Genomic DNA, 12,404 nt, shown 5'->3' on the forward strand with positions numbered 1-12,404 from the left:
AAATGGTTTAGTTTAAGATTAGTTAAAAGTGGTTCATAACTTGATTTAGCGGTTTTTCTTTATTTTGCCATGTATTATCGGTTTAGTTAAAAAATATTAATCTTATTCTTTTAAGGTTTAGCTACTCAAACAGACTACTTTCTACGGTTAAACTGGCCGCGGCAAGTAGTTCAGCCTCATCGGTTAGTTTAGAAAGTTTAATTTCGGTTTGCTCTGCAATCCGCGGTATGCAGAATTCGTTAATGGCCTGTTGAATTGGCGGCAACAACATTTTACCTGCTTTTGCACCTCTCCCACTCAGCACAATAGATTCTGGGTTCAATAAATGGATCAACGTTGATATTCCTTTTCCCAACTGAAAAATGGCTTTTGCCAGTATCGATATGGCAACCGGATCCTGCTTGCTCACGGCAGTTAAAAAGTGTTCTGCCGGATGTTTGCTTTTATCCGTAAATAATTTAGTCATGCTCGATTCGGCACCACCGGCAATTGCTTCCTGTGCCTTTTTGGCCATAACCAATAATGAAGTGTCAACCTCTAAACACCCTCTCCTTCCGCAAGAACAAAGGTTATCGCTATCAGAAAGTGGTATATGACTAAATTCGCCAGCACTACCGCTGCTGCCCCGGTATAATTTCCCATTAATGATCATTCCCAAACCTGTTCCCCAGCCAATATTAACCACCATTACATCTTTCAAATCAATGGCCTCACCAAAATTCAGTTCGGCAAGTGCAATTAAACTGGAGTCATTATCAATATGTACCTGCAGGTTGATCTGTTGTGAAAGGTATTGTTGCAGCGTGGTATCATCATTTACTTTTAAAAAAGAATGGTTAACTCCTTCATCGGCATTCACAAAACCCGGCATACCGATGCCAACACCCAAAATATCTTCTCTTTTGATTTTGGATTGATTAATACTTTTATTGATAAAATCAACCAGGTCAGCGATGTTGATATTTTTTGATGACATTTCGAATTCCAGGGTTTGGACAGGAATGACCATTTTTCGGGTGAGATCATAAATTGTTAATCTCGATGTAAGCTGATCCATTGCAATGGCCACAATATATTTCTTCAGGTTCGGATTGATCAAAAACATGGCGGCCCTTCTTCCGCCGGTAGATGGGGCAAGCCCCTGTTCCAAAACGTAGCCTTCAGTTATTAAGTTGTTTACAGTAGAGGTAACCAATGGTAAACTTTTTTTTGTTAGCTTACTTAAATCAGTGAGTGATAATGCTTTCTTATAATATAAATGTTTGATGATATCGGCACGAAGCCTTTGTCCCTTCTCAATTATTACTGACATGTTTGGATGATTTTAAACAAACTTAATAATTTATTTTGTAAGCACCCGTATACTTTATAATAATTTAAATAAGTAATTATACTCCTTGAATTTGGTATCGAAAACAAATCATTTAGGTTTAATAGAATAGATAGGTTTTGCTCTATTGAACAAAACCTATCTGACTAACAGTAATTTAACGACCTTGCAGATAAACTGAATGCCGTATATAACCCTGTTTGTCTTTAAAAACTGCTGTTGGAACATCGATTTTAAAAGTATGGTTACCAGCAGTTAAATTGCCAAGACTAATTTCCCGTATCGGAATCAGATCGCCAGGACACCAGTTGCTCCATGAAGACCATGATGAAGCGCTTTTAGGAAGAGGGCCATATATTCCATTACTCTGCGTATTATATTGGCGATAAGGTTCACATGATTTGCCACCAGGTTTATAAGTTAATTTTAAAACATTATCGAAATAGATATTATGATCTCTACGAACATATTCTTCACCTCCACTGTTTGCACCATGAGCTGAAGTAATGAGGTAAAGCCTGGCATCGGTTATTGCCGAGGGCAGATTAATAGTATAAGTTTTTTTACTACTTCCTATCTGATCTGTATTATTTGCCGTAAAGTTATCTAAATCTTTTTCAGTGGCTATCGGGATTACCTGTACTGCTGTTGCAGGATCAGACCCCCAGATTTATTGATAAACTCAACTGTACCATAAAATGTTTCGTTGTGGCCACCACATCCGCTTATTTCATTTTGAGCTGCGTAAGGTACTCCAAACAAATTAAATACCACATAAATATCATAAGTAGTAAGCACGTTTGCATCTCTTAATATATTGGCGACATTATTTACACTAAAGAGATAGGGTGTAACATTCGGCGTTTTGTTCTTGTCCATAAAAGGGGTAATAAAACGGCCCACTTCGATGTGTTTGCCAATACTCTCGCTAAAGGCCGAATTTTTTGGAATAAAACTCAGACCTACAGAGCCAATCCTATCATAATTATCGCAATATGGTGTAATACTTACCTTGATATCTAAACTGTTAGATAGTTTAGAAAGATCTGTGGCGCTTAACTTTTTAACATATTTGGAATTCGAAATGCGTGTTACCTGCGCAGGCACGGGCCCGGTTACTGTTGCAGCATAACCATCATAAAATAAAATCTGGTCGAATACCTTAAAGGTATTGGGTGCTGCAGCTGGCGTATTGGCCAGGCTTAATGCGCCATTCTTCGAAAGTGAAATGGATTCGCCCGAAAGCTGCTCACTTTCATTTCTTTTGCAGGAGGCAAGTAATAATATTACTGCCGAGAAAATTAACATACTCTTTTTCATAGTTGATAAATTTTGGTTAGAAGATTAGTTCACTTAAACACTGCTTAATCATAATAATATGATAGTCAATATCTAAGTATAAACTAAAGTAAGAAAAATATATCAACTTCTTAATTTTTTTAAAAAGAAATTATATCTTAATAAAAATATATTTAAGATAAGTTAAACATAGTATCTGAATAGGATCAGAACACCCTGGCATGAAAAGGCAAATTTAGTTAGCTACTGAAGAGATGAATTGAAAGAAATTGATCAAGGAGATGTTTGTGTATCCAATACTTTATCTTCATCCCCATCTTCGTATTTTAAGAATATCAAAAGCATCGTTAACATCTCGTCTGTTGATTTCATGTCGTTAGCCGAAAAAACCATTTTGGGAGGATTGTTTGGATTATTGGGATTGTTTTTTGTGTTATCATAAGTACCTTCAATGGTTAGAACTGATCCTTTGGGTACTTTGATCAATTTTTTGAAACGATAAATCTCCTGCCACCTAAAATCCCATGAAGGAATTGATACCAGTTTGATTGTATCTCCAGCAGGGGTAATGGCATAAGATTTAAAATCTTTACCCAAAAGGTGCATGTGTGGCCAGATATAGAGCAGCGACTGGTCTTGTGGGGTTAAGATTTTAAGATTAAATTTTTTCACCGAATCAGCCTGAATCATAAAATAGGGATCGATAGAACTTTCGCCTACCCCACCTGAGCCTAAACTAACTACATTAACTATACGCTTAACCGGCGTATCTTTAAAAAAGAAGTTTATACCAGAAATATCTTCTTCATTTTTTGCAACAGGTGCATAATGAATGGTGAGCAAAATAACCCCCGTTTTGGCATTACCCAACCTAGATCAGCAGGATATGATTCGAACGAAGTACCCGGAATCCATCCACCATAATATGTCATCTCCTTTTTAAAAGGTAAATATTGATCGTAATTCGTTCTCGAATCGTCAGTTAGGTTCACAAAATCGGCTGCCTGCCTAATATCGATATCATCGGCTACGGGGTGTATAGCAAAATTAGCATGGTGGATAATCTTTTTATTGGTCGAAATAAATTCTATGGCGGCTATATTTTTGGCCGAAGCCATTTCGAAAGGAATCTTAAAAACGATAAAGCGCTCCTCATTATCGCCTTTTACCTCAAATGGTTTGCTAACCTTTACGGTCATATCAGGTTTTCTTACGTACTGTGTTCCCGGAATAAGTTGATCTGCAACCGCTTCTTTTTCCTTATTAATCCCTTCTGGTGCCTTATTATCAATCCAGCTTATAATTGTTTTCTTTTCTCGATCACTTAAAGAACGATCATTCGCGAACATTCGGTAATGATTATCGGGTTTCCAGGGTGGCATAAATCCTGAGGATACCACATCCCTTATAAATGAAGTTCTTTTAGCAACATCAGCATAAGTTAATAAAGAAAACGGACCTGCTTCGCCCGGACGATGACAAGGTGCACATTTACTGCGGATTATTGGTGCAATGTGCTCATAATAAGTGATTTTTTGACTGTATGCATTCTCAAAAAAACAGCAAAACAAGAGAACAGTAATGATTTTATTAAGCATACTAAAGATCGTTAATGAGACAGCCTAAGGGGGCGGTTTCCATATATTTATAGCTGGTCGTTTTTATTTGATCAAGGGCATCATCCAAATAATGATCGGTAATCACTTTTCTTTTTACACCAAGTTTTGCTTGCCAGTTATCTATTAAGCCTCTATACCTTAGGTTTCCCTTTTCATCTATCACAATTGCTTCCGGCGTAACTTTAGCCTTCAGCACTTTTGTTAATGTTTTATTCTTATCTAAATAAATATCAAAGACAGCTTTATAGTCTTGAGCAAATTGTCTGATATCTGCTAGCGTATAACTTTTCCCGGGCACAACTCCTACAATATTTACCTGAGGATACTTTTTAACTAATTCATTTAATGTAAGCATGTAATTTTTGCAGAGAGGGCATTCGGGCGATATAAATATAAATGCAGTATTCTTTTTTAACACAACCGTTGTTTTACCGTTTACATTAACAATATTGCTAGTTTTAATTTGCTCCCAAAGCAATTTATTGGGTAAGGCAACCTGTCCAAAAGAACTTGTTTGAGCACAAAAAATTATTAAAACTAAGGTTATAAGTAATTTCATAATACAAAAAGAACTCCTAAATTACATTAGGAGTTCTGTTAATTTATATAAATATATTTTTATTTTTTGTCCCACCAAACTCTGCCGGCGATATCGCTTGGTCCTTGACCGAAATCAGGATCAGCCTGCATCACTTTATAGGCATCAACAATATTTTGATAATTTAAATTGGTCGGTGCAGGGAATGGCAAACTTGCTCTTCTTGGAATAACCTGTTCTGTTCCACTGGCCATAATTTTCTCTAACTTAAGTACAGTAGTTGAATTAGGCATGCCTGTTCTTTTATAAATAGCCCACGCTTCGTTAGGCTGCTTAAAGAAGTTTAAATAAGCTTGACCTATAATCTGATCTAACCCCTTGGATGCGTCAAATTTGATATCGGTTTTAGCCATATAAGTAGTTATTTCTGCAGCTGTTAGCGCAACATAGCTTAAATTACCACCTCTATCAACAATTTTTGCCTTATTGGCCAAATCATCATAAAAAGATATTGAAGCAGCAACGCCTTTATTATACCAATCTTCGGCCGATTCTGTTGTAACAGTTCTAGCGGCTAATTCTGCACGCATGAAACAAACATCAGCATAAGTAATTAATGGAAACATATTTATTCCTGTACCTCCGTTTTCACCGGCAGCAAATAGCCTTGGCTGAAGCAAAGATAGAGAATCCATGGTTTGATTTACATTTTGACCAGTGTTGCTTACTACCGAAATAGTGATGTTATTAAAGAAGTTTGCAAATGCAGGGCTTGATGAAACATCAGGACTTGAAGGAACACCATAAAATCTTCTGCTATCAAAAACCGCATTAGCAGGTATCTTGTTCTGTGCTTTAGCAGCATCGAAATTTGCCTGGCTAAATAAGTTTTCCTGATAAAAGAAACGAATCCTTGGATCAGAATTGGTGTACATAAAGTCTACCACTTGTTTTGGAGCCCTTAAATTTGCTGCAGACCAATCGCCTCCATCAGCATAAGTTGCATTGGCCTTAAAAACCCAACTATCGGCGGCACTATTAATTAAACCACCAGGCGCAGCAAGGATTTCTAAAACCTTTGTTTTCATCTTGGCTGCATCTCTTTTCATTAATCTCATCGCCATACGTAAACGTGTAGAATTGGCTACTTTAATCCATTTATCAACAGCACCCTGATAAAACAAATCGTTTGTACCTAACGAAGTCTGTGCAACCGATTGTGGTGTACTTAGCACAGTTACCGAATTTTTAAGCTGGGCATCCAATAAATCGAATAAAGCTTGCTGTGTATCATACTTTGGAGTTTCTGTTCCCCCATATCTCACCATGTTGGCTTCGGTATATGGAATGCTACCAGTTACATCAGATACATAAAAAGCATAGTATGCTTTAACTATCCGCGCGATTTCTGTTTGATAAACCCTTTTTGCCTGTTCATCAGCTGGTAATTTTTTGATCAGCTGTTCCATATCCGTCAAGTTACCTCCTACTCTTGGATAAAAAGTGCCATACCTAACATTCCTGAAGTTGGCGGCATCAGATATAAAAGTAACACTGTTTCCATTTAAAGGGGTGGTCATTTGCATCCAGGGCATAATGGCCCTAAAATTATCATAGTACCATTCGAATCGATCAGCATTTATGTTCGCAATAGAGTTCATAAACTGCTGTTCCGGAGTGATCACATCCAGTTTTAAAGGATCAGTATTCAGTTCTACAAACTGATCTTTTTTACATGATGATATTGAAATCCCTACCAAAGCTACTAGCAAGAGGGCTATCTTATTTGTCGTTTTCATTCTTTAATTTCTTTAACTGTAAATTACTATAAGGCTGCTCTTACTGAGAAAGCAAATGTACGTACATACGGCATACCACCATATTCGGCGAAAGAACCGGCACTATTACTAAATAAACCTTCAGGATTTAGATGGTCAGGCAGGCTATTATAGATATAGAATAAGTTCCTTGCCGTTACCCCAAGATTAACCTGTTTGAAATTAATTTTATCGGTAATTCTTTTTGGCACAGTATAACCTAAAGAAACTTCTCTTAGCGCAACCCAGCTATTTTCGAAGGTCGAGTATTCCCTGATACCAGTAGACCATTGGGTTAACCTGGCATAATAAATCCTCGCACTAACTGGCTGTATTAATCCTTTATCTACCGCCTGTTGGAAGGTTAAACCACCAACATTAACATTATTTAATAAAGTTCCTTTAGCAAAAACCCCTTCTGGAATAATACCATCATTGGCAATAACATTGCCCTGGGCATCTTTTCTTGGTAAACCACCAAAATCAGCCGAACGGCCAAACAAAGTACTTTCGAATGCACCAAAATTGGTTCCGTATTGATGAGTACCCGAAGCCAGTAAACCACCCACTTTAGCATCGATCTGGAAACCTAAATTAAAGTTCTTATAACGAATGTTATTAATCGAACTTGCATTAAATTTCTCCATCATACTTCCTAAGTTTTTATTACCCTGACCTGCATCGCTACTTCTAAAATAACTACCATTGGCTTTTAACAATTTTTGACCATTATTAGGATCATCGATGTTATTACCCTGTGCATCGGTAGCCTGATAAGTAGCATAACCGTAACCAGTGTAAATGCTACCATATTCTTGACCAGCAACAGCAACAGATGTCATATCAGCACCAAAAGCGTAACCTAAAGTATATGAATCTACACCAGGTGCAAGTGAAATAATTTTATTTCTATTTCTGGCAAAATTGATGGTAGAAGTCCACTCAAAATCCTTGGTTCTGATTGGCACACCCGTTAATAAAATTTCGATACCCTTATTTTGGATATTACCTGCATTAAATAATTTCTTTTGAACACCTGATTCAGTAGGTAGTGCTAAAGACAAAATTTGATTTGTTGTATTCTTTTTATAGAATGAAAAATCAACGCCTAAACGATCATTAAAAAACCTTAATTCAGTACCCAATTCAAATTCTTTTGTTAATTCATTTTTTAGAGCCTGATTTCCTAAAGTGTAATCTGCATAGCCATATCTTGGCATCTGTTTTCCAGTCTCATCAGTGTAAGTACCCAAAAACTGATATTTCCCTGCACTGGTTGTAAATGGCGATGTTCCCATACCAGTATAACCAAAATTGGCTCTTAATTTACCATAAGAGAGGAAATCAAAAGCAGGTTTATTCTTTAATGATTCAGAGAATACATACGCTAAACCTACTGAAGGATAAGTATAACTGTAGTCACCATGGCCGTCAGGATAAGTTAATGTAGATGACCAATCGTTTCTTGCACTGAAGTTTAAGGTAAGCATATTTTTATAAGTCAGATCGCCGTAAGCATATACTGCATCCGTTCTTTGGCTACCATCTGTGCTATTTTCTGTAATCGCATTATTTACAGAATTACCTAAAAAGAATTTTCCGGGATCCTTTAAACCACCGTCGGTTCTGGTCTTAGTATACTTATTTCCAAAGTCTCTGGCTGTTTCAGCACCGATACTCATGTTAAAATCAAAATCCTGACCAAACTTCTTATTACCATTTAATAAAAACTGTAGTCTGCTACTTTTTTGATTTGATTGACTTAGTGAATATTCGCCACCAGTAAAACCAACACCGCTACCTATATTTTTTGTTTCCCCATTGGTGTTAACCTGGTTTAAAGTTCCCCTAACCAATGCATTTAACCAGGGTGTAATGTTGGCTTTAACATCAACGTTCCCCCTGAAAACATTTTCACGTTGCCTAACATTTTTTTCGTAGATACCAAACCACAAACCAGATAAACCATAAGGATCGTCGTTACCAGTTAATTGTCCACCTCTAACCGGATCCAGGTAATGATCTTTCCAATAATTGGTATCGTAACTTCTTGGAGTACCATATACAAGTGCGAACAAAGGATTGTCATTATTCGATTGACTTACCGGGTTATAACTATTACTGATGGTATAGTTAACACCAGCGTTAATTTCGAAGATTTTACCAAATTTACGCGATCCTCTAAAATCAATTGCATCACGATCGAATTTATTGTTTGGAAGAATACCTGTACTGTATAATTTTGAATAAGACAACCTGAATGTTCCATTTTCATCTCCACCCTGAAATGCCAAATTTGAATTGCTATAGTTACCTAATTTATAGGCATCCAACAGGTTATTCGGCTGAGCATTCCAATTGATCATTCTGCCATCTATATCCTTTACCAGGCTGCCATCAAACCGAGGTCCAAAGCTCCAAAAGTAATTAGGGCCATCCACTGCAGGCGTACCCGATGCATCTTTTGTAAAAGTTGGGTTAATACCTGCACCAAATTCATTCTGTAAATCCATTGTTCTGTAAGCTTGTTCAATGGTTTGAGTGTGTGAGAATGAAATACCTAAACCCTGGCCGCCTTTACCTTTTTTAGAGGTAATTAAGAGTACTCCATTTTGAGCCCTTGAGCCATATAGTGAGCTTGCCGCTGCACCTTTCAAAACAGTGATACTTTCATAATCATCAGCGTTAAGGTTTTTCATAATGTTACCAAAATCCTGAGGTGCGTTTCCATAAGAATCTGCGCCCGTAACGCCTGGCTGAATAAGCACTCCATCAATAACAACTAATGGCTGTGTATTTGGACTTAAAGATGAATTACCCCTGATCCTGATTCTTGAAGATGATTGAGGACCACCAGAGCCCTGATTGATCATCACACCAGCAACCTTACCTTGCAAAGCGTTTACAATGTTCTGCTCGTTAGCTCTTACCAGATCTTCACCTTTCACTTCCTGGATTGAATAACTTAACTTTCTGGTTTGTTGTTTTACGCCAAAACCTGTTGTTACTGTAACCTCTTCAAGTGATTTTAAGTCTTCCTTTAATGAAATATTGAAATTTTTGTTACTTCCAACCAGTATTTCCTGGCGTAAGAAACCTACTGCAGAGAAAACAAGTGTTTCATTACTGGAAGCACTAATGCTAAATTTACCATTTCCATCAGTTTGTGTGGCTTTTTGAGTGCCCTTTACAGAAACGTTCGCCCCTGGCAGCGGCCCAGACGAATCCTTTACGGTTCCTGTAATAATAGTTTGTGCATGAGCAGCAATTGCAAAAAAAGTAAGCAAAAGCACACTCAAACATTTAAAGTACATTTTCTTCATGTTTGAAATATTAGTTAAATAAAATTGTTTGGGTTTGTTTGTTTTTTGGATTTTTTGATTTTGGACGATTTAAAGTTTATATAATAAAATTAGACAGCATAAATGATCTCCGATTTACTTAACTAAATCGATTTAAAACGCAACTAGGTCATTTAAAGGAATATCTGTTTAACAGCTACGCTATAATACCTGATGATTGTATTGGATGATTGGCTTCATAAATTACGGGGGTTTGATTAGTTATAACAAACTTAATAAAAAAACACAAAACCACACTATTCTTTTTAATTTTTTTAAAAAGGTGATTTTAGCATAAAAAAGGCCTGCATAAACAAGCCTTTTTTAAATATTTTATGAATAGATTGATTAATGGATCCCCATAAACAACCTGCTCCACCTTATTTTATGTAAGAAGGATGCAGTGCTGTCCCAGCTCATCCAAACAAATAAGGCTTTGCCCACAATATGGTCTTCGGGTACAAAACCCCAATAGCGCGAATCAGCAGAATTATGGCGGTTATCACCCATCATCCAATAATAGTCCATTTTAAAAGTATAAGTAGTGGCTGGTTTATCGTTAATGTACCAAACACTAGCTTTTTGTTCTACTTTGTTTCCTTCATAAGTTCTGATGGCCCTGTAATAAAGCGGCATGGTAGTGCTGTCAATTTTAACCGTCCATCCTTTTGAAGGGATTTTAATCGGGCCGAAATTATCCCTGTTCCACGCCCTGTTCGGATCATTAGGAAAAACGCCACCTTGCACTGGTCCTGGCGCATCCGGGCTTAAAGTCACTGATTTTACGAAATCAAAAGTTTTTAGTTTCTCTGCAATTTCTGGCGAAGCATCAACAATATAGGTATTGGTGGCAACAGCCGGCGAATTACCCAGGTTCAGGTTAAATTCATCCAGTGCAGCATAGTTAAAATCCATGGTTTTAAACTCGATGCGGTAAGGCATCATCCCGGTATTTTTTAAAGGCTCGTTTTTACCGTTTACATTGGCAATACCATTGCTCATCGAAATCACATCGCCAGGAATACCAATACAGCGTTTAATAAAGTTTTCACGCTTATCAACCGGACGATCGATTATCGTAAAAGTGCTCCTCACCTGCTGACGGCCTAAGCTTCGCTCTAATGCATAATAGCTTTCTGCCTGGTTTTCTACTGCAACGGTATCTCCTTCAGGGAAGTTGAATACCACTACATCATTTCTTTTAATTTTAGATAAACCCGGTAAGCGGTGATATTTCCATTGTACGCCATCCCAATAAGCTTTGGTAGAAGTAGTTAAAGGCATGGTATGGTGTGCAAAAGGAAAAGCAACGGGTGTCATCGGGATACGGGCACCATAGTTTACTTTACTTACAAAAAGAAAATCACCGATCAATAACGATCTTTCCATCGAGCCCGATGGAATGGTATAAGCTTCTATAAAGAAAACGCGGATAATGGTTGCAGCTACAACGGCAAAAACAATGGCATCTACCCACTCGCGGGTTTTAGATTTTTTCTTTTTTGTGGCATCCTTTTTTCTCTGCCAGAATTTGTAATTCATATATCTTAATTTTGGTCCGCGATCAACTTAATCGGCTACCCCCCTGGTATCTTAATTGTTTAATTGTATAAACTGGTTAATCGGTTAACTGAAAACTACCAACTGTTAACTGAAAAAGTCTCTTATTCAAAAATATCGGTAATGTTGAAAAACCCTTTTTTATCTTTTACCCACTCTGCTGCCACCACTGCACCTAAAGCAAAACCTGCTCTGTTGTGTGCGGTATGTTTAATTTCAATCTCATCCACTTCGCTGCTGTAAATTACGGTATGCGTACCCGGGATATTTTCGATCCTGTGCGATTCGATCAGCAACTGCTCGGCTTTCGGAAACAGTTCAACATCTGTTCCCACCACCTCATTTAACCATTCCTGCTTTCTATCCAGGTTATCTACAATACCCTCTGCCAGGGTAATGGCTGTACCGCTTGGTGCATCTAGCTTCTGGGTATGGTGGATTTCTTCTACCTGAACCTCGTAAGCCGGATAATTATTCATCAGTTTGGCCAAAGTCTGGTTCAATTTAAAAAATAAATTAACGCCGATACTAAAGTTAGACCCATAAAGCAATGTATTGTTACTGTTGCTGCAATCATCTTTTACTTCCTGCAGTTTACCGTACCAACCAGTGGTACCCACTACTACCGGAACATTGGCATCAAAACAGGCATCAATATTTTTCAGCACTGAATCAGGCGTGCTGAAATCAATTGCTACATCTGCCGATTTTAAATTTTGCCTGGTTAAATCTTCCTGATTATCAACTGTAATTTTTAAAACGATTTCGTGACCGCGTTCAAGAGCAAATTTCTCAATAATCTGACCCATTTTGCCGTAACCTAAAAGCGCAATTTTCATTTCTTTATATTTATTTTCTTCTTTGTAATTGAATTAATTGTCGATGAGACACCTTTAATGG

Annotated in this window: 10 protein-coding genes; all 10 read right to left on the reverse strand. The window is 37.4% G+C overall.

Going from position 1 to position 12,404, the window contains the following annotated elements; all coding sequences use genetic code 11:
* Positions 1-121: 121 nt before the first annotated feature.
* Positions 122-1,312: an ROK family protein gene (locus H9L23_RS16905; protein WP_187591495.1), complete on the reverse strand. Its 1,191-nt coding sequence runs from the start codon at positions 1,310-1,312 to the stop codon at positions 122-124.
* A gap of 175 nt (positions 1,313-1,487) precedes the next feature.
* Entirely contained in the window at positions 1,488-2,000 is a 513-nt protein-coding gene (locus tag H9L23_RS27100; protein WP_187595515.1) for a peptide-N-glycosidase F-related protein, read from the reverse strand.
* Positions 1,964-2,650: a PNGase F N-terminal domain-containing protein gene (locus tag H9L23_RS16915; protein WP_187591496.1), complete on the reverse strand. Its 687-nt coding sequence runs from the start codon at positions 2,648-2,650 to the stop codon at positions 1,964-1,966. Before H9L23_RS16915 ends, H9L23_RS27100 begins: the two co-directional genes overlap by 37 nt.
* 252 nt (positions 2,651-2,902) lie before the next feature.
* On the reverse strand, positions 2,903-3,472 hold the full coding sequence (locus H9L23_RS26430) for a monooxygenase (RefSeq protein WP_223190991.1): 570 nt from the start codon (positions 3,470-3,472) through the stop codon (positions 2,903-2,905).
* Complete coding sequence (locus tag H9L23_RS26435; RefSeq protein ID WP_223190992.1) at positions 3,415-4,227, reverse strand: c-type cytochrome; 813 nt, start codon at positions 4,225-4,227, stop codon at positions 3,415-3,417. The genes H9L23_RS26430 and H9L23_RS26435 overlap by 58 nt, the downstream gene beginning before the upstream one ends.
* Before the next feature lies 1 nt (position 4,228).
* Positions 4,229-4,807, reverse strand: coding sequence for a redoxin domain-containing protein (locus tag H9L23_RS16925; protein WP_187591497.1), 579 nt, complete (start codon positions 4,805-4,807; stop codon positions 4,229-4,231).
* Between the two features lie 59 nt (positions 4,808-4,866).
* The gene (locus H9L23_RS16930; RefSeq protein ID WP_187591498.1) at positions 4,867-6,585 is read right to left on the reverse strand and encodes a SusD/RagB family nutrient-binding outer membrane lipoprotein; all 1,719 of its coding nucleotides are present in this window, start codon (positions 6,583-6,585) and stop codon (positions 4,867-4,869) included.
* Between the two features lie 26 nt (positions 6,586-6,611).
* Positions 6,612-9,926, reverse strand: coding sequence for a SusC/RagA family TonB-linked outer membrane protein (locus H9L23_RS16935; RefSeq protein ID WP_223190993.1), 3,315 nt, complete (start codon positions 9,924-9,926; stop codon positions 6,612-6,614).
* 366 nt (positions 9,927-10,292) lie between these two features.
* Positions 10,293-11,486, reverse strand: coding sequence for a signal peptidase I (gene lepB / locus H9L23_RS16940; RefSeq protein ID WP_187591499.1), 1,194 nt, complete (start codon positions 11,484-11,486; stop codon positions 10,293-10,295).
* A gap of 122 nt (positions 11,487-11,608) precedes the next feature.
* Complete coding sequence (gene dapB / locus H9L23_RS16945; protein ID WP_187591500.1) at positions 11,609-12,343, reverse strand: 4-hydroxy-tetrahydrodipicolinate reductase; 735 nt, start codon at positions 12,341-12,343, stop codon at positions 11,609-11,611.
* Positions 12,344-12,404: the final 61 nt, after the last annotated feature.

It is taken from the genome of Pedobacter roseus (assembly GCF_014395225.1).
In the GTDB taxonomy this organism is placed as follows: Bacteria; Bacteroidota; Bacteroidia; order Sphingobacteriales; family Sphingobacteriaceae; genus Pedobacter; species Pedobacter roseus.

Bases quoted from the DNA above. Each gene is read 5' to 3' on its own strand.
- H9L23_RS16905 (WP_187591495.1), bottom strand. From the start codon at position 1,312: ATGTCAGTAATAATTGAGAAGGGACAAAGGCTTCGTGCCGATATCATC.
- H9L23_RS16915 (WP_187591496.1), bottom strand. From the start codon at position 2,650: ATGAAAAAGAGTATGTTAATTTTCTCGGCAGTAATATTATTACTTGCC.
- H9L23_RS26435 (WP_223190992.1), bottom strand. From the start codon at position 4,227: ATGCTTAATAAAATCATTACTGTTCTCTTGTTTTGCTGTTTTTTTGAG.
- H9L23_RS16925 (WP_187591497.1), bottom strand. From the start codon at position 4,807: ATGAAATTACTTATAACCTTAGTTTTAATAATTTTTTGTGCTCAAACA.
- H9L23_RS16930 (WP_187591498.1), bottom strand. From the start codon at position 6,585: ATGAAAACGACAAATAAGATAGCCCTCTTGCTAGTAGCTTTGGTAGGG.
- H9L23_RS16935 (WP_223190993.1), bottom strand. From the start codon at position 9,926: ATGAAGAAAATGTACTTTAAATGTTTGAGTGTGCTTTTGCTTACTTTT.
- lepB (WP_187591499.1), bottom strand. From the start codon at position 11,486: ATGAATTACAAATTCTGGCAGAGAAAAAAGGATGCCACAAAAAAGAAA.
- dapB (WP_187591500.1), bottom strand. From the start codon at position 12,343: ATGAAAATTGCGCTTTTAGGTTACGGCAAAATGGGTCAGATTATTGAG.